Source organism: Nitratidesulfovibrio liaohensis (genome assembly GCF_011682075.1).
GTDB lineage: Bacteria > Desulfobacterota > Desulfovibrionia > Desulfovibrionales > Desulfovibrionaceae > Cupidesulfovibrio > Cupidesulfovibrio liaohensis.
This window is the reverse complement of record NZ_VSMK01000330.1, coordinates 1-17,619: the sequence shown is the minus strand read 5'-3', so window position 1 is coordinate 17,619 and position 17,619 is coordinate 1. Positions and strand designations below refer to the sequence as shown.

The window sequence follows — 17,619 nt, the reverse complement described above, 5'->3', positions numbered from 1 at the left end:
ACCGGCGCGGTGCTGGCCGGGCTGCTGGGGCATCGGCCCGCCACCTGCCCGCCGGGGTTGTTGGAATCGCTGCCCGCGCTGCCGGAAGGGGAACGCACCCTGCGCCTTGGGCCGGCAGCCCTGGTGCTTGCCGAAGGCACGGTGCTGCGCGATGCGGTGCAGCACGCCCATCCCTTCAGCAACACGCTGGTCATGGAACTGCTGGACACGCATGGCGCAGTGCTGTGCGAGCGCGAGTACTATTCCGTGGGCGGCGGGTTCATCCAGTGGAAGGGATGGCAGCCCGAAGAGCGTGGCAGGCCCGCGCACCCGTACCGCAGCATGGCGCAACTGCGCGCGCGGCTGGTGGAAACCGGCCTCACCATCCACGAACTGATCCTGGAGAACGAGATGGCGGTTACGGGCATGGGCCGTGCCGCCATCCTGGACCGGCTGGCCGCCATCATCGAACTGATGGAAGCCAGTGTGCGGCGAGGCATCGAGGACGGCGGCCCGCTGCCCGGCACCCTGGGGGTGCACCGCAAGGCCCGCGTGCTGCTGATGCGCGCCCAACGCCTGCCCAACGCGGTGGATTCCTTCCTGGGGCGGCTGAACGCCTACGCCTTCGCCGCCGCAGAGGAAAACGCGGCGGGCGGGGTCATCGTCACCGCCCCCACCTGCGGCGCGGCCGGGGTGATGCCCGCGCTGCTCTATGCCATGCGCCACGACCTTGCCATCGGCGACCGGGCCGTGCGTGAAGGGGTGCTGGCATCGGCGGCGGTGGGATTCCTGGCCAAGCACAACGCGGGCATCGCCGGGGCCGAGATGGGCTGCCAGGGCGAGGTGGGCGTGGCGTCGGCCATGGCTGCCGCCATGCTGGCCCACGCGCGCGGCAACCCGGTGCACGTGGTGGAGAACGCGGCGGAAATTGCGCTGGAACATCATTTGGGGCTGACCTGCGACCCGGTGGGCGGCTACGTGCAGATTCCCTGCATCGAGCGCAACGCCGTAGGCGCGGTGAAGGCCTACAACGCCTGCCTGCTGGCCACCTGCGAAGACCCGCGCCACCACCGGGTGACGCTGGACAGCGTCATCGCGGCCATGGCCGAGATAGGGCGCGACATGAACGCCAAGTTCAAGGAAACGTCGTCCGGCGGGCTTGCGGTCAGCGTGGTGGAGTGCTGACCGGCTTTTTGGGATATATGAAAGAGAGCGGCGTCCATCCCCTGAAGGATGGACGCCGCTTTTATTCACGCTGCTGGCAGCAGTCTAAGGGCTGTTCGCAAAATTAGGGTTTTTGTTCGCTGGCGAGGAAAACGAGCCAGCCATGAGGGAGTATACTCTTATTGTATTCGACCGACATGGCAGGCGAAGTTTGACGACGCCAGCGGGCAAAAGGACAATTTTGCGACAGGCCTACAGGCCCTTGCCGACCATGCGCAGCAGCCGGACGAGCTGGTTGGTGAAGCCCGCCTCGTTGTCGTACCAGATGATCAGCTTCAGCATGGTGCCATCAATGACACTGGTGCACAGCGCATCCACCACGCCGCCGTGGGTGGAGCCCATGTAGTCCACGGACACCAGCGGCTCTTCGGTGTAGCCCATGTTGCCCAGCAGCGGTCCCTCGGCCGCGGCCTTCAGCAGGGCGTTCACTTCTTCGACGCTGGTGGGGCGTTCCAGTTCGCAGGTCAGGTCCACCAGCGACACGTTGGGGGTGGGCACGCGCACGGCCATGCCGTCCAGCTTGCCGACAAGCGCGGGAATGACCAGCGTGGTGGCCTTGGCCGCCCCGGTGGTGGTGGGAATCATGGACAGCGCGGCGGCGCGGGCGCGGCGCGGGTCCTTGTGCGAACCGTCCAGGATGCGCTGGCTCATGGTGTACGAGTGCACCGTGGTCATCAGGCCGTGCTTGATGCCGAACGCCTCGTGGATGGTCTTGGCGGCGGGGGCCAGGCAGTTGGTGGTGCACGAGGCGGCGGAGATCACATCGTGCTTCGCCGGGTCGTAGTCGCCATGGTTCACGCCCATGACCACGGTGACGTCGGCATCCTTGGCCGGGGCGCTGATGACCGACTTCTTCGCGCCGCAGGCCAGGTGCTGCGCAAGGCCCGCGCGATCCTTGATCGTGCCGGTGGTTTCCACCGAGATGTCGATGCCGAGGTCCTTCCACTTCCATTCGCCCGCCCGTTCACGGGTGACGGCAATGTGGCGGCCGTTGACGATCAGCCCGGCATCGTCGTGGGCCACTTCGCCCCGGAAGGTGCCGTGGCACGAATCGTACTTGAACAGGCGGGCCAGAGAGGCGTTGTCGGCGCGGGCATTGATGGCCACCACGCCAAGGTCGTCGGTATCGGCCAGCAGTCTGACGAGGTAGCGGCCGATGCGACCGAACCCGTTCATCCCAAGCTTGATCATGAGTCCGTTCCCCTGAGACGGTTAGATCTTGTTCGAGCAGCCCAGCACGTTGCGAATCTTGTGCTGCACCATGTTCTTCACGGCGTCGCGCGCGGGCTTCAGGTACGCGCGCGGGTCGAAGTCAGCCGGCTTTTCCATGAAATGCTTGCGAATGGTGGCGGTCATGGCCAGGCGGATGTCGGTGTCGATGTTGATCTTGCACACGCCGTAGGTGGCCGCCTTGCGCAGCAGGTCTTCGGGCACGCCCTTGGCGCCGCCCACCTTGCCGCCGTAGGTGTTGGCCATGTCCACGAATTCCTGCGGCACGCTGGACGCGCCATGCAGCACCAGCGGGTAGCCGGGCAGCATGCTGGTGATCTTTTCCAGCCGCGCGAAGTCCAGCTTGGCCTCGCCCGTGAACTTGTAGGCCCCGTGGCTGGTGCCGATGGCGATGGCCAGCGAATCGCAGCCGGTGCGCTTCACGAAGTCCACGGCCTGGTCGGGATCGGTGTACACCGAATGTTCCGCCGACACCTCGTCCTCCACGCCCGCCAACTGGCCCAGTTCCGCTTCCACCCACACGCCTCGCGCGTGGGCGTATTCCACCACCTGTCTGGTGACGGCGATGTTCTCTTCGTACGGCAGGTGCGAACCGTCGTACATGACCGAAGTGAAGCCGCCGTCGATGCAGTCCTTGCAGATGTTGAAGTCCTGGCCGTGGTCCAGATGCAGCACCACCGGCAGGTCGGTGTCCATCAGGGCCGCCTCGATGAGCTTCACGATGTAGTTCTGCCCGGCATACTTGCGGGCACCGGCGGAAACCTGAAGGATCAGCGGGGCCTGCTCTTCGCCGGCCGCCTGCATGATGCCCTGGATGATCTCCATGTTGTTCACGTTGAAGGCGCCGATGGCGTACCCTTCCTTGTAGGCCCGCTCGAACATCTGCTTGGGACCGGTCAGCGGCATGGGTTCCTCCTGCTGCGCCGGACGGGCGTGATGCCTGCTGGTCCGGCGGTGGAAATGAGTTCGTCGGCCGCGTCCCGCCGGAGGGTCCCTGCGGGAGTGGCGCGCGCGATCCGGGCATGCCTTCGGAAGGTCCCTCCGTGAAGACGCAGCCACGCATGATGCCATGGCGCAGGGGGCGGGTGTGGCCTCTCGACGAAGGCGCGGGAAAAATACCAGAATCCGTGGAAAAAATAAAGATGGACCGCGCAAGGCGGTCCGTCCTTCGCGCAAAAGGGATAACAAGGAACGTGCGGGGGCGGGAATGGCGCGGCTCGGAACCCCGCCGCCGGAGAAGGCGCACCGTTACGGAACGGGGTCTGGCGGCACGCCGAAGTCGGCAAATCATGCCGGTATGGCGCGTGCAGGGGCCGGGGCTGCCTTCCGGGCGCGCAGGCGATTTCCGCGGTGGCAGGGATCGGGGCGGTAATATGTAAACGTGGAATGCACTTTGCAAAGCTGCGTAAAGTCGTGTCGGTAACACGACGGCTTGGGCCAGGCGGCATGCACGTGCCGTGCTTTTTGCACGGAGCGGGCCTTCCGGGCTGGTTGGGGCAACGACGATGAGCATGGTGCGAGGTGCGTAGTGAGCTATCGTGAAGACACAAGGGGCGGTGTACTGCCGTTCACTTCCAAGGCCGACACCCTGGAGTGGCTTTCCGCGTATGACGATCTGCACATACCGCCCCTGCGCTCCTTTCGCGTGGGCGAGTGGCTGGCCGCGCGGGAAGCGACGCTTGCCCTGCTGGGGCGGTCCTTTCCCGGCGCCAGGCTTGCCGTGCGCAGTTCGTGCCGCCGCGAGGATAGCCGGGAAAGCTCCGGCGCGGGGGCCTTCACGTCCGTGCTGGACGTTCCGGCCGATGACCGGGATGCCCTTGCCGCTGCCGTGGAGACCGTCATTGCCTCCTATGGCCCCCCCGACTCCGCAACTCCCCCCGGCCCCGCCGATCTCGCGGATCCTGACGACCAGGTGCTGGTGCAGCCCATGGTCGAAGGCATCGTCGTCAGCGGCGTCATGATGACGCGCGTCCATGCCGACGGCGCGCCGTACTACGTGGTCAACTACGACGAATCGGGCCAGGCCGACGCCATCACGGGCGGGCGCAACGTCAGCAAGACGGTGTTCGTCTTTCGCGACGCGGAAGACGAACACTGGGATTCGCGCAGACTGCGTTCGTTCATCGCGCTGGCGCGCAGGGTTGAGGCCCTGTGCGGGCACGATGAACTGGACATGGAATTCTGCCTCGACGGGGCGGGGGTGCTGCACCTGTTGCAGGTGCGGCCAATCTGCACGCAGGCCCGCTGGATAGCCGGTGCCGACGGACAGGTGCGCGCCAAGATCGGCTTTGTGGTGGACTTCATTTCGGAAAGGGTGGGGCAGTGGCCTGGCCTTTTCGGGCAGCGTACCATTCTGGGCGTGATGCCCGACTGGAACCCGGCGGAAATGATCGGCGTCACCCCCCGCCTGCTGGCAAGCTCGCTGTACCGCGAACTCATTACCCGCAGGGTGTGGAGCCAGGCCCGCGAATTCATGGGGTACCGCCAGATGCCCCCCGAAGAGCTGATGCTCATGGTGGCGGGGCGCCCGTTCATCGACGTGCGCATCAGTTTCAATTCCTTTCTTCCCGCCGGGCTCGACGGGGTCACGGCCGAAACCCTCGTGGGGGCATGGCTGGACAGGCTGGACACCCACCCGCAATTCCACGACAAGGTGGAGTTTCAGGTGGCCCAGACCGCGCTGGATTTCTGCTTCGACAAACATCTGGACGAACGTTATCCGGGGCTGCTCACCCGCGCCAGGCGCGAGGAATTTCGGGCGGCGCTGCACGGGCTGACTGCGCACTGCCTGGAATCGGGCCAACGCTCATCGATGGATTGGGCGTACGAGGCGATCACGGAACTGCGCAACAGGCAGGCAGCGCGCGGCAGGATATCGGCGGACGCCCTTGCGCAGGGCATGAAGCCGTTGCCCCAGTTGGTGTTGCTGGCCGAGGAATGCCGCCTGTTCGGCACGTTGCCGTTTTCCATCCTGGCCCGGCATGCGTTCATTGCCGAATCCTTGCTGCGATCCACGGTGGAGCGGGGCGCGCTGGCGCCCGAACGGCTGGCGGCGTTCAAGACTACCATCCGAACCGTTTCGGGCGAGATGTCGCACGACCTCATGTCCGTGTGCCGCAGCGGCATGGACAGGGAAACGTTTCTGGCCCGCTACGGGCATCTGCGGCCCTGCAGCTACGACATCCTTTCCCCCCGCTACGCGGACCGCGACGGGCTGTTCTCGGATTCCAGCCCCGTGTCCATGGTGGAAGCGGAGGCCCCGTTTGCGCTTACCCCTCAGGAATACAACAACATCGCCTCGCTCCTGCACGAGGCGCATTTCGGCAATACCCAGCCGGAGGGCCTGCTGGAGTACGCCCGCCGCAGCATTGCCGGGCGCGAACTGGCGAAATTCATCTTTACGCGCAACCTTTCGGACATGCTGGAACTGCTCGCCCTGTGGGGTGACAGGCTGGGGCTTTCACGCGACGATCTGTCCCACCTCGAGGTGCGCGACGTCATGGAATGGGCGTCGCATTCCCTGCTGCGCGATGCCCCCGGCTATTTCCGCGAACTGGCCGACAAGGGGCGCGAACTGTTCAACCTCGGGCGCAGCATCAAGCTTGGGTACATCATCCGTTCCGCGCGCGACGTGTACGTGGTTCCGCAGCATCGCAGCGCGCCCAACTTCATCGGGCACGGCCGCACGGAAGCGCCGCTGGCGCGCCTGTACCCCGATTCGCCCTGTTCGGCGGACATTGCCGGGCGGCTGGTGTGCATCGAGAACGCGGACCCCGGCTTCGACTGGATCTTCTCGCGCGGTATCGCCGGGCTGGTCACCATGTTCGGCGGCACCAATTCGCACATGGCCATCCGCTGCGCCGAATACGGCCTGCCTGCGGCCATCGGGGTCGGTGAACTGCTGTTCGAACAGGTCACCTCGGCCCAGTCGGCCCTGCTCGATGCTGGCGCCTGCACCCTGCAACCTCTGTGAGCCACACGTGAATGTACGCCTTGCGCTGACCATGCGCGTGACCGAGGCGCCCGGCCACGCCGAACGCCGCGATGCCCTTGCCCAGGACTGGGGGCGGTTTCTTGCCGTGGCCCTGCCGGGCGCGGCGTGGCTGCCCATGCCCAATGCGGGCGATGACGCCGTGCGTCTGGCCGATGCCTTTGCCGTCAACGGCCTTGTGCTGACCGGCGGCGATGACTGGGGCGTCTTTCCCGAGCGGGACGCCACCGAGGCGGCCCTGTTCCGCTGGGCCATGGCGCGGGACATCCCTGTCCTTGGGGTATGCCGGGGCGCGCAGGTCATCAACCGCATGCTGGGGGGCTCCACGCGCGCAACCGACGGCGCGGTGCACGCAGGAACGCGACATCCTCTGACCGAACGGCAGGACTGGACGCCGGAAGACGTGAATTCGTACCACCGGCTGGTGCTGGACCGCGACATGCTGGCGCCCGGGCTTGCATCCGCCGCCCTGGCCCCGGATGGCACGGTGGAGGCATTTCACCTGCCGGGGCGCCGCGTGGTCGGCGTGCTGTGGCATCCCGAACGAGAACATCCTTACGGGGCTTGCGATGTGGCGTTGATGCAACGCCTGTTCGCGCCGGAGCAGCTATGAATTACGCCGTGGGCCTTATCCTGGCGGCGGGGCGCGGGTCCCGCATGAAGGGACTTACCGGGGACCGCCCCAAGTGTCTCACCGAACTCGCGGGGCGCCCCCTGCTGCACTGGCAGATCGATGCCCTGCGCACTGGCGGGGCCGCGCCGCTGCTCGTGGTGGGCGGCTACCTGGGACACATGCTGGAACCGGAGGCGCAGGGCATGCCCGCCGGTGCCTACGCCTCGCTCGAAAATCCCGACTGGGCGCGGACCAACATGCTCTCCACCCTGCTGTGCGCCGCGCCATGGCTGGAGCGTCAGTTCGACCAGGGCGCCGGGCAGGCCGTCATCTCCTATTCGGACATCGTCTACCACCCCGGCCATGTGGCCGCCTTGCTGGCGCACCCCGACCATGTCGCCATCACCTATGACACGCTTTGGGAACCCCTGTGGCGGCTGCGCTTCGGCGACCCGCTGCTGGATGCGGAAACCTTCCGGCAGGAAGGGGGGCGGCTTGCGGAGATCGGCGGCAAGCCGGGTTCGCTGGACGACATCTGCGGGCAGTACATGGGGCTCATCAAGGTCAGCCGGGAAGGCTGGCGGATGGTGAGAGAACGTTGCGCCCGGCTAGGCGACGCGGTGGCGCGAACGGACATGACGGGCTTTCTGCGCCTGCTGTTGGGCGACGGCACCCCGGTGGGCGCCGTGCCCGTGGCGGGGCGCTGGTGCGAAACGGACAGCGGCGACGATCTTGAGCGCTACCGGAGCGCGCTGGCAGCGCCCGGCTGGAGCCACGACTGGCGGTAGCCATACGGCTTTGATTGTACGGAGTGACCAGCCCTTACGGGAAAATACGAGCAACAATTTCGAGGAACGACATGCAGCACGGTGACTTCACGAATCTTGCGGATAATTACGCCCGGTACCGTCCCGGATATTCTCCTTTCGTGCTCGACGCCTTTCTCGGGCTCCTGCGCAAAGAGCCTTCGCAATTGCGGGGGGTGGACGCGGGAGCCGGTACTGGCATCTGGACGCGCATGCTGGCGCAGCGCGGCGTCAACATGACGGCGGTGGAACCCAACGAAGCCATGCGCATCGAAGGCATACGCCAGAACGGAGCTTACAGCATCGCCTGGCATGCCGGTTCTGCCGAGGATACGGGGTTGCCTGCGGACGCGTTTGATTTCGCGTGCATGGCGTCTTCATTTCATTGGCCTGATTTCGACCGTGCCGTGGCAGAGTTCTCTCGCGTGCTGAAAACGGGTGGTCTGTTCATGGCTTTGTGGAATACGCGCAGGTATGAATCCAACCCGTTGCTTGTGCGCATAGAGGAGCATCTCAAGAATCTTGTGCCATCCATGAAGCGTGTTTCGTCAGGACGGTCCGAATTTTGCGATACGCTTCTTGATCGCCTTGCTTCGTGCGGCACGTTCGAAGATGTTCTGTATGTTGAGGGAAGGCATACGGAATTGCAGACGCCAGAGCACTATATAGGCTTGTGGCAGTCAGTGAATGACGTTCGGGTTCAGGCCGGCGAGGAAAGGTTTTCCGACTTCATGGACTACATCAGGGAACAGACGGCGGGATTGCAGCACATCAAGGCCGAATACACCACCCGGGCGTGGATAGCCCGCAAGGCCTAGGCGATGACGGCACGGCACTCCGGCGGCAGGGTCATCTGGATCACCGGGTTTTCCGGCGCGGGCAAGACCACTCTGGCACGGGCTCTCATGCCTTGCCTGGGGGAACGCGCAGTATTGCTGGACGGCGACGAACTGCGCGAGGTGCTGGATGCGGCCCGGTGTGGCTTTGACCGGGAAAGCAGGCAGCGCCTTGCCTTCACCTATGCGCGCATGGCGCGCATGCTGGCCTTGCAAGGGGTTACCGTGGTGGTCGCAACCATCAGCCTGTTCCACGATCTGCATGCCTGGAACCGAGAGCACCTGCCCGGATATCTCGAAGTATGGCTCGACGTGCCGGAGGAGGAACGCCGCAGGCGGGACCCCAAAGGCCTCTATGCCGCCGCTGCCAACGGTCAGGTGCGGGACATGGCTTGCGAGCGCATGGTGGAGGTGCCGCGCGAACCGCATCTGACCCTGCGCTTTGGCGAACACGGGGATGTCGGGACCTGCGCGCGCACTGTACTGGAAATGCTGGATTTGTCCGATATGGCGGAGTTGCCGGGAGGGCGCGACGCGCCCCCCGGCACGGCATCCGGCACGGGGGGCGCATGATGGGCGGGGTGTACGGGCACGCGGAATGGGGCAGTGCATGCCGGGGCTGCAAGACGACGAGGAGCGTGGCGTGAGTCGCATTGCCGACGTGGAGGCGTTGTGCCGCTTGGGAATGCTGCACCTGCACAAGGGGGAGCCGGACAGGGCCAAGCGCCTGTTCCTGCGGGCCTGGCAGGCCATGCCGGACCAGACGGGCATTGCGTCGCTGCTGGCACAGGCGCACCGGGCGGAGGCGGCCCGCCGCCATGCAGAGGACGGCTGCAACGGGAGGATGCTGTTCGTCATCCGGGGGTACTTTCTTTCATACTATCTTCCGTTGTTGCGTCTGCTGCCCCCGGATCGCGTGGATGTGGATACCGGCGATGACGGCTGGGGGGTCGATGGCGCCGCCCGCGAAGAGTTGCTTGCGCTTGGCTTTGGGCCCTGCAAGCATGTTCCCCGTCCGGAGTGGTGGCGATATGCCATGGTGGTGGCGGACCACGCCATCCAGATGCATTTCCCCATTGCCGGGCCAGATGATCTGCTGCCCCCCGTGGCGGTGTATCTGCCGCATACCACCGCCTATACTGGCGGGGCGGGGCATCCATACCAGAGCCACTGCATCTATCCCTTCGAGGCGCTGGCGTTGCAGCAGCAAGCCCAGGCCCCTTGGCAGCAGTGTCTGTTCACCGGGCCGTACCAGTTCACTGAAGAGATGCTGCGCCTGATGCACGAGGACAGGGCTGCGTTGCGCGCACGGGTCATGGACGATCTGGAGCAAGAAGACCGGGGCGGGCCGCTGGTTGTCTGCTATGCCTCGGCGCTGGACAATTGCCACGAGGTGGCCGAAGGCCTGCGCGGGCTGGCCGACGCCCTGCACCCGCAGGGCGGCCTGGTGGTGCTGAAACCGTTTCCGGACGACGTGGAGCGCTACGCGGCGCTGGACATGGGGCGGGTGCTGGACTGGACGCGCTCGGGGGCAGGCGGCAACGAGCTGCGCATGGCCGCCGATTGCGTCCTGTGCGGGCTGGCGGGGTCCACGCTGCTTTCGGTGTTTCTGGCCGGGCAGCGGGTGCTGGCCTACCACACAGAGCAGGAGAGAGAGTACTGCGAAGGCAGCCGGGACCGCCAAAAGCTGCATCCACGCGGCACCGTCAGGCCCGGCGCCAATCCATGGGGCCGGGCTGTCATTGCTGGGTTGGGCGGGTCGTGCTCCATAGAGGACGTGCCGACTCTGCTGCGGCATCTTGATGCGCTGTTGGAGGACACGGAGTATCCGGCAAGGAATGAGGCCATCCGCCTGAGCGTACTGGGCCGCAGCGATGTGCGCCACGGTGCGCGACGAACGGCGGAACTGCTGCTTTCCCTGCTGGATGGCGGGCGTGCATCGTAGTTGCATGCGCCATGCGGTTGCCATCCGAAAGGGTGGGCACGACGTGTCGAAAGAACAGCCGGGTGACCGCGGAACGCGGTCACCCGGCTGTTCTTTCGACCTATCGATGCCGGACCCGTGTGCAAGGCGTGGAGGCTACGCGGCGGGGCTGTCTGTATCGCCGAGCACACCGGAGAAGCGTCCTCGCCTGAATACGGAAAGCACTTCCATGGCCGTCATGGCGGGGGCGTTGACGATGTGATAGCGCCCGTAGGTTTCGTCCTGCAATGCCTTCAGTCTGTCCTTGTAGTTTTGCGAGCGCATCGTTTCCTGAAGGTTGCGCAGAAGGGCGCCGACATCTGTAATGGGGATGGAGCCCAGTCGGGCCTCAAGGTCTCGGCAACGTGGAAAGAGTGGGTGCTGAAAAACGCCACGTTCATAGTATGTGTTTGTACGCCCGATGTCGAATTCGCGCGTTGTGTGGTATACGGTGATGTTTTGCCCAAGCATGACAGCCGTCATGAGTGCCGTTGTGGAGTATGATGTGAGGAAGCAATCGGCGGCAAGACGCGGGTCAATATGTCTGAAATCGCGCATTCCGAACGTGGTGACGCCTGCCTTGGATATTTTTTCTTGCAATTCAGTATGCCACGCATACGCCTTGACGATAAGATTCGTATGCCGTGAAATTTCTATGAGCGGTTCTACAAGTTCATGGTGGTCATCCATTATTGTTGTAAAGCACACAACTAATGGGAGTGATGTATCCTTGAAGCCGTATTCCTTCAGGATGGTATCGCGTAGTATTTTCTTGTTGTTTATATACAAATTGAGCGCGTCATTGTCGAACTGAAAAAGGCCAGTATATATTGTATCGCAGTTTGCGTTTCCGTTATGGGTGAATTTTTCACAGATGACAATTTCATGGTCGAAATCATATTGTGTAGCTTCAAGTGAAGCGTGGTCGATCAGAAGTTTCTTCTTTGGTCTTTTGCTGTCATCTACCCATTCCCACTGCTCGCTGGTGTACAGGCCCATGGCGTATGGAGAAATATCTATCTTGCGCGAAGCAGGTATGACACTATAGCCTTCTTGTGCCAAACGCACCATACATTCTGAAGTTTTCCCGATGGTAATGATGTCAATGAATTCGCGAGGTATGAATTTGATTATTGGATAATACTTGTGCAGGACTGTGGAGGACACAGGCATTGCAATTTTCTCTATGGTCATGACGCACCTGTTCTTGAAGTATGTATTGCTTTTGGCCTTATCTGCGCCGGGGGTCAATACCAGAGCGGTCTGGGCAGCGGGCAGCCCGTGATGCGGATTTCGTCGGGTTGCCCGAACGGCACGCGTCAGCAGGCAGGGAAGCAATGAGTTGCCGCCCCCTTCGGTTCATGGCGTTCTGGCGCGTCCGTTTTGATTCTCATGCTGCCGTGCGTGTGTCGTCCGCATTCGAACAGGTGCCCATCCGGCGATACGTGGCGCGGTCAACGAGGCGGCGTGCGCTGCTATATCTCGCCGTCGGTCTGGCCGCCGAGTTGAGCGTTTGCCTGGTCACTGACTCCGTCGTCCTGCACTCTGGCCAGCACGTCCATGGCCGCGTGGTCGGTGAAGTCGAAGCGCAGCGGGGTAAGGGTGATCCACCCTTCGGTCAGCAGGGCGCGGTCGGTGCCGGGGGCCACGGTTTCCGGCGGAATGACGCCGTTCAGCCACCAGTACGAGCCGCCGCGCGGATCCGTGCGGTGGTCGTACCAGTCCTTCCACACCGCGCGGGTCTGGGGGCAGGCGCGCACGCCTTTCACCTCGGGCATGGGCAGGGCGGGGTAGTTCAGGTTCACCACGCAACGGGCAGGCAGGGCATTCCAGTCCAGCGCGGCCAGCAGCCCGGCGGCGTGGGCGGCCTGGCCGGAAAGGTCGGCGGGCCGGAACGAATCGTACGAAACGGCCAGGGCGGGGTACCCCATGTGCGCCGCCTCGGTGGCGGCGGACACCGTGCCGGAGTACAGGATGTCCGGCCCCACGTTGGCCCCGGCGTTGATGCCGGACACCACCACGTCGGGCTTCTTGTCCAGCAGGCACGACAGGCCCAGCTTCACGCAGTCGGTGGGGGTACCGTACACCCCGCGCCCGCGAAAGCCGTTTTCGCGGAATTCCTTCACGCGCAGGGGCAGGCTGATGGTCACGGCGTGGCCCACGGCGGACTGTTCGGTGACCGGGGCCACCACGTGCACCTCGTGCCCGGCGTCCAGCAGGGCCTTGTACATGGCGCGCAGGCCGGGGGCCTGGATGCCGTCGTCGTTGGTCAGGGCGATGATCATGAGGTATTGTCCTTTCTCTTGGGCGGCGTGCTCGGGCGCGCCCCGTGATGCTGTTGCGTGATGTTTCCGTGCCGTGGTGCATAGGCTGCCCGGAAATGGCGGCGTCGCGATGACAGGCTGGTGTCTACCGGCAGGCGTGCGGACAGAGGCGCGATGCTTGTCTGCCATGCTTCGCCCATGTTCGGCCATGCCCCGTAGGGGCAGCGTGCGTGCGCGCACCTGTGCGTATCCGGTATCCCCGCACATTGACAACGTGGCCGAAAAGCAGGCACCTTGCGGCAAATTGGCCGTCCCCGCGCGGGCATTTCTTCCGTCCGCGCCCCGGCGTTTCCGGTGTAACCGGCGCATTCGGGGCATCGGGCATGGCCGCTTCCTTACGACGCACATGGAAAAAAGACAAACCATACGAGATATCGCCGCCAACGACGAGGTGAGCGGGCTGTTCCTGCTCGGTTCGGCTACCCTGCAACAGTCGCGCAACGGCCCCTTCTGGCGGCTGGAACTGCGCGACGCCACCGGCAGCATGGAGGCCAAGATCTGGAGCCCCCAGAGCCAGGCCTATCCGGACCTGGCCGCCGGGCAGATCGTGGACGTGGAAGGCCGCTCCGGCACCTACCGCGACAAGGTGGAAGTGACCATAGGCCGCCTGCGCGTGCTGGACGATGTCGAGCAGGCCGGGTTGGACCTTGGCCTGTTCCTGCCCGCCAGTCCGCGCCCCGCGCAGGAGATGCTGGATGAACTGATCGCCCTGTGCAAGGCGGAATTCACCCACGCGCCGTGGCGCAAGTTCGTGCTGGCCGTGCTGCGCGACGAGGACATCACCCCGCGCCTGCTGGCCGCGCCCGCCGCCAAGTCGGTGCACCATGCCTACGTGGGCGGCCTTGTGGAGCACATGCTGTCCGTGGCCGGGCTGGCCCTGCGCATTGCCGACCACTATCCGGAACTGGACCGCCAGGCCCTGCTGGCCGGGGCGCTGTTCCACGACATCGGCAAGGTATGGGAGCTAACGGGCGGCCTTGCCAACGACTATTCCGACGAAGGACGCCTGCTGGGGCACATCCATATCGGGCTGGAACGCATCGAGCCGCACCTGCGCAAGTCCGGCCTTGCGCCGGAACTGGTGACCCATTTCAAGCACCTGATCCTCAGCCACCACGGCGAATACGAATTCGGCTCGCCCCGGCGGCCCAAGACGGCGGAAGCCATGGCCCTGCACTACGCGGACAACCTGGACGCCAAGATGGCCCAGTTTAGGGGGCTGTTCGCCAACCACGAAGAGGACGCCACCGGCTGGACGCCGTTCCAGCCTACGCTGGGGCGCTTTCTGTACCGTCCGGCCCGCTCGCCCGAGGAACCTCGTCCGGCGCGCCCCGGTCGCAAAGAGGGGGGCACACACAAGGGCGGCGGCAAGGCGGCCACGGACGGGGCGGATGATGCTGGCAAGACCGGGCCGCAGAGCGTGCAGGCATCGTTGCTGTAGACCACGGCGGCGGTGCGCTTTCGCCCATCAACACGGTGTATTTTTTCAGGAATCCGCAATGTTCATCACCTTTGAAGGAATGGAAGGCTCCGGCAAGAGCACGGCCCTGAATCGCGTGCAGCAGGCGCTGCTGGACGCGGGGCACGGGGTGCTGCTGACGCGCGAGCCGGGCGGCAGCCGCTTGGGGCGTACGCTGCGCTCCATCCTGCTGGACCTTTCCAACGACGACATCGTGCCCGAGGCGGAACTGTTCCTGTACCTGGCCGACCGCGCCCAGCACGTGGGGCAGGTGATCCGCCCGGCCCTGGCCGAAGGCGTGGTGGTGCTGTCCGACCGGTACGCCGACTCCACCGTGGTCTATCAGGGCTACGGGCGCGGGCTGGATCCGGAACGGCTGCGCGAACTGAACGACATGGCCGTGGGCGGGCTGTGGCCCGACCTGACCCTGGTGTTCGACCTGCCGCCGGAAGAAGGCCTGCGCCGGGCCATGACCCGCAACCTGCGCGAGGGCACCAGCGTTTCCGAAGGGCGGTTCGAGGCGGAGCACCTTGCCTTTCACGCCCGGGTGCGCGAAGGCTATCTGACGTGGGCCGCGCTGCATCCGGCGCGGTTCCGGGTGGTGGATGCCACCCGCACGCCCGACGAGGTGTTCGAGGACGTCATGGGCGCCGTGCGGTCCGCCTTGTCGGCCCCGGCGCGTTCATGACGACGGACCGCGCATGACGGCGGGCTACACATAACAGCGGGCAAGCCCCGCGAAGGATATCCCCATGCTGGAAGCAAAGAACCGGCTGGGCATCATCTTCTTTCCGGCCTTCGACTGGGCCATCAGCGCCACCCACCCGGAACGGGAGGAACGGCTGCTCTACACGCAGGACCAACTGCGCGAGGAAGGGCTGTTCGACATTGCGGGCATCACCGAATACAAGCCGGAAATCGCCACCCGCGAAGACGTGGAGCGCGTGCACTTCTGCATTCCCGGCGTGGAGAGCGTGTGCACCAAGTCGCACCTCATCTCCGCCGGGGGGGCCATCACCGCCGCCCGGCTGGTGATGGAGAAGGAAGAGGAAAAGGCCTTCGCGCTGGTGCGCCCGCCGGGCCACCACGCCATGAAGGTGGTGCATGGCAACCGGGGGTTCTGCAACATCAACATCGAAGCCGTGATGCTCGAACACATCCGCGAGCACTACGGCCCGTTGCGCGTGGCCATCGTGGACACCGACTGCCACCACGGCGACGGCACGCAGGACATCTACTGGAACGACCGCGACACCCTGTTCATCTCGCTGCATCAGGATGGCCGCACCCTGTACCCCGGCACCGGCTTTCCGCATGAACTGGGCGGCCCCAACGCCATGGGCCGCACCCTGAACATCCCGCTGCCGCCCGGCACGTCGGACAAGGGCTTCCTGCACGTCATCGACAACCTGGTGCTGCCGGTGCTGGAAGACTTCAAGCCCGACCTCGTCATCAATTCCGCCGGGCAGGACAATCACTTTTCCGACCCCATCACCAACATGAACTTTTCGGCGCGGGGCTACGCCATGCTGAACAGGCGGCTGAACCCCGACATCGCCGTGCTGGAAGGCGGCTACGCCATCCAGGGCGCGCTGCCGTACGTCAACCTGGGCATCTGTCTGGCCATGGCCGGGCTGGACTTCGACGGGGTGCGCGAGCCGGAATTCGACCCGGCGGCCATTGCCCAGTCGGACCAGGTGACCGCGTACATCGAGCGGCTGTGCGACGAGATGCTGAAGGTGTGGCGCAAGCCCCCGGCCCTGCCCAAGCAGGGCGAACGCTCCGGCGACTGGTGGGTGCGCACCAAGGACATCTACTACGATACCGATGGCATCAGCGAGAGCCAGGTGGAGTCGGTGCTGCTGTGCCCGGACTGCTCGGGCACGGTGAAGATAGAAACCTGGTCCACGGTGAACCCGCTCAGCGTGGGCATCGAAATTCCCATCAGCGCCTGCGACAGGTGCGCGGGCATTGGCCGCCGTCTGCTGGAGGAAGCCCACCTGAAGGGCAACTACCGCTACGTGCAGTGTATTGACCGCAAGGCCAAGCGGTACACGCGTTACGGGTTTTAGAGCGGGGCGGCACGAGTGTCTTTTTGTCCCCTGCCTGCGTCAGAATGGTTTTTTATTCCGGTCGAATACCACAAAAGTGCGCTCTGCGGTCGCCATCCGTAAGGCTCGCAGGCTCGCCTAACGGCTGCCGCACTCCCTTCATAAAAAACCATTCTTCCTTGGCAGAGAACAAAAATCCTACTCGTGCCGCCCCGCTCTCAATCGACAGATAAAAATAGAAAGTACATCCTTCCGGAGAAATACCATGAGCAAGACCGTCGCTACCCCAAATCCTGTGGACACCTTCTGGACCATCCGCCTGGCCACCACCAAGGAAGCCCTTGAAGCCAACAACTTCGAGGTGTCCATGGCCGAAAACCTGGCCGACGCTGCCCGCATTTTCCTGCAAGACATCCTGCCCGCATCCGGCGCCAAAACCGTGTCCTTCGGCGGTTCCATGAGCATCGGCAAGAGCGGCGTGCCCGAGGCCCTGCGCGCCATGGATTCCATCGAACTGCTGGATACCATGAACTACAAGCTGCCCGCGGCGGAAATGTACGAACTGCGCCGCCAGGCCCTGCTGGTGGACCTGTTCCTGTCCAGCACCAACGCCCTTACCGTGGACGGCAAACTGGTGAACCTGGACATGATCGGCAACCGCGTGGGCGGCATCAACTTCGGCCCCAGGAAAGTGGTGCTGTTCGTGGGCCGCAACAAGGTGGTGGACAGCGTGGAGGACGGCATGCGCCGCATCAAGGAATTCTCCGCGCCCACCAACGCCATCCGCCTGGCCAAGAAGACCCCGTGCACCAAGGTGGCGGAATGCATGGACTGCAAGAGCCCCGACCGCATCTGTAACGTCTGGACCATCACGGAAAAGGCCTTCCCGGCCAAGCGCATCCACGTGGTTCTCATCAACGAGGACACCGGGCTGTAGCCCATCCCCGGATTGTGCATTCAAGGGGGCGGAAAAACACGCCGCCCCCATTCCCTTGCGCGTCTGTTTCCGGCATGTTGGGGCGACTCACCTCGTCGGATGACCCGGAGCGGCGCAGCCATCGACAACGGCAGCGCGATGCGCCCCAGGCAGGGCCGACACGGGCCGGACCGGGGCGCGCGGCGTCCCCGGCAGTTGGCGGCCCG

General features: G+C 64.7%; 15 protein-coding genes. 11 read left to right on the top strand and 4 right to left on the bottom strand.

The annotated features are described in order from the left end of the window. A partial coding sequence (locus FVW27_RS11490; RefSeq protein ID WP_167125276.1) for an L-serine ammonia-lyase occupies window positions 1–1,164 on the top strand: 1,164 nt, incomplete at its 5' end. A 231-nt stretch (window positions 1,165–1,395) separates the two neighbouring features. Here the strand turns inward: FVW27_RS11490 and gap are convergent. Together gap and fba are read right to left on the bottom strand one after the other, a co-directional pair. Continuing rightward, window positions 1,396–2,394 (bottom strand): type I glyceraldehyde-3-phosphate dehydrogenase, encoded by a 999-nt coding sequence (gap, locus tag FVW27_RS11485; RefSeq protein WP_167125274.1) that lies wholly within the window; start codon window positions 2,392–2,394, stop codon window positions 1,396–1,398. Between the two features lie 21 nt (window positions 2,395–2,415). Next, entirely contained in the window at window positions 2,416–3,339 is a 924-nt protein-coding gene (gene fba / locus FVW27_RS11480) for a class II fructose-1,6-bisphosphate aldolase (protein WP_167125272.1), read from the bottom strand. Window positions 3,340–3,961: 622 nt separating this feature from the next. On the opposite strand from fba, the gene FVW27_RS11475 reads away from it, so the two are divergent. The 6 genes from FVW27_RS11475 to FVW27_RS11450 all read left to right on the top strand — a co-directional run bounded on the left by FVW27_RS11475 (window position 3,962) and on the right by FVW27_RS11450 (window position 10,624). Beyond that, window positions 3,962–6,406, top strand: coding sequence for a PEP/pyruvate-binding domain-containing protein (locus tag FVW27_RS11475; RefSeq protein WP_167125270.1), 2,445 nt, complete (start codon window positions 3,962–3,964; stop codon window positions 6,404–6,406). 7 nt (window positions 6,407–6,413) lie between these two features. After that, window positions 6,414–7,037, top strand: coding sequence for a gamma-glutamyl-gamma-aminobutyrate hydrolase family protein (locus tag FVW27_RS11470; RefSeq protein ID WP_167125268.1), 624 nt, complete (start codon window positions 6,414–6,416; stop codon window positions 7,035–7,037). Further along, window positions 7,034–7,825 (top strand): phosphocholine cytidylyltransferase family protein, encoded by a 792-nt coding sequence (locus FVW27_RS11465; protein WP_167125266.1) that lies wholly within the window; start codon window positions 7,034–7,036, stop codon window positions 7,823–7,825. Before FVW27_RS11470 ends, FVW27_RS11465 begins: the two co-directional genes overlap by 4 nt. A 71-nt stretch (window positions 7,826–7,896) precedes the next feature. Continuing rightward, window positions 7,897–8,661, top strand: coding sequence for a class I SAM-dependent methyltransferase (locus FVW27_RS11460; RefSeq protein WP_167125264.1), 765 nt, complete (start codon window positions 7,897–7,899; stop codon window positions 8,659–8,661). 3 nt (window positions 8,662–8,664) lie between these two features. Next, window positions 8,665–9,252: an adenylyl-sulfate kinase gene (locus FVW27_RS11455; protein ID WP_167125262.1), complete on the top strand. Its 588-nt coding sequence runs from the start codon at window positions 8,665–8,667 to the stop codon at window positions 9,250–9,252. 70 nt (window positions 9,253–9,322) lie between these two features. Next, window positions 9,323–10,624: a tetratricopeptide repeat protein gene (locus FVW27_RS11450; RefSeq protein WP_167125260.1), complete on the top strand. Its 1,302-nt coding sequence runs from the start codon at window positions 9,323–9,325 to the stop codon at window positions 10,622–10,624. Window positions 10,625–10,759: 135 nt separating this feature from the next. Here FVW27_RS11450 and FVW27_RS11445 read toward each other — a convergent pair whose 3' ends face one another. Together FVW27_RS11445 and surE are read right to left on the bottom strand one after the other, a co-directional pair. After that, complete coding sequence (locus FVW27_RS11445) at window positions 10,760–11,836, bottom strand: hypothetical protein (protein WP_167125258.1); 1,077 nt, start codon at window positions 11,834–11,836, stop codon at window positions 10,760–10,762. 281 nt (window positions 11,837–12,117) lie between these two features. Further along, a complete protein-coding gene (gene surE / locus FVW27_RS11440) occupies window positions 12,118–12,927 on the bottom strand; it encodes a 5'/3'-nucleotidase SurE (protein WP_167125256.1) in 810 nt (269 codons plus the stop codon). Between the two features lie 385 nt (window positions 12,928–13,312). Here surE and FVW27_RS11435 point away from each other — a divergent pair, with 385 nt between their 5' ends. The 4 genes from FVW27_RS11435 (at window position 13,313) to FVW27_RS11420 (ending at window position 17,413) form a co-directional block, all read left to right on the top strand. After that, window positions 13,313–14,407, top strand: coding sequence for a 3'-5' exoribonuclease YhaM family protein (locus FVW27_RS11435; RefSeq protein WP_167125254.1), 1,095 nt, complete (start codon window positions 13,313–13,315; stop codon window positions 14,405–14,407). 58 nt (window positions 14,408–14,465) lie between these two features. After that, window positions 14,466–15,113 (top strand): dTMP kinase, encoded by a 648-nt coding sequence (tmk, locus tag FVW27_RS11430; RefSeq protein WP_167125252.1) that lies wholly within the window; start codon window positions 14,466–14,468, stop codon window positions 15,111–15,113. Window positions 15,114–15,177: 64 nt separating this feature from the next. After that, window positions 15,178–16,497, top strand: coding sequence for a histone deacetylase family protein (locus FVW27_RS11425; RefSeq protein WP_167125250.1), 1,320 nt, complete (start codon window positions 15,178–15,180; stop codon window positions 16,495–16,497). A gap of 244 nt (window positions 16,498–16,741) precedes the next feature. After that, window positions 16,742–17,413, top strand: a complete 672-nt coding sequence (locus tag FVW27_RS11420; RefSeq protein WP_167125248.1) for a lactate utilization protein — start codon at window positions 16,742–16,744, stop codon at window positions 17,411–17,413. Window positions 17,414–17,619: the final 206 nt, after the last annotated feature.

Coding starts and splice junctions, on each gene's coding strand:
- FVW27_RS11460 (WP_167125264.1), top strand. CDS start 7,897: ATGCAGCACGGTGACTTCACGAATCTTGCGGATAATTACGCCCGGTAC.
- tmk (WP_167125252.1), top strand. CDS start 14,466: ATGTTCATCACCTTTGAAGGAATGGAAGGCTCCGGCAAGAGCACGGCC.
- FVW27_RS11425 (WP_167125250.1), top strand. CDS start 15,178: ATGCTGGAAGCAAAGAACCGGCTGGGCATCATCTTCTTTCCGGCCTTC.
- gap (WP_167125274.1), bottom strand. CDS start 2,394: ATGATCAAGCTTGGGATGAACGGGTTCGGTCGCATCGGCCGCTACCTC.
- fba (WP_167125272.1), bottom strand. CDS start 3,339: ATGCCGCTGACCGGTCCCAAGCAGATGTTCGAGCGGGCCTACAAGGAA.
- FVW27_RS11435 (WP_167125254.1), top strand. CDS start 13,313: ATGGAAAAAAGACAAACCATACGAGATATCGCCGCCAACGACGAGGTG.
- FVW27_RS11445 (WP_167125258.1), bottom strand. CDS start 11,836: ATGACCATAGAGAAAATTGCAATGCCTGTGTCCTCCACAGTCCTGCAC.
- surE (WP_167125256.1), bottom strand. CDS start 12,927: ATGATCATCGCCCTGACCAACGACGACGGCATCCAGGCCCCCGGCCTG.
- FVW27_RS11455 (WP_167125262.1), top strand. CDS start 8,665: ATGACGGCACGGCACTCCGGCGGCAGGGTCATCTGGATCACCGGGTTT.
- FVW27_RS11465 (WP_167125266.1), top strand. CDS start 7,034: ATGAATTACGCCGTGGGCCTTATCCTGGCGGCGGGGCGCGGGTCCCGC.
- FVW27_RS11420 (WP_167125248.1), top strand. CDS start 16,742: ATGAGCAAGACCGTCGCTACCCCAAATCCTGTGGACACCTTCTGGACC.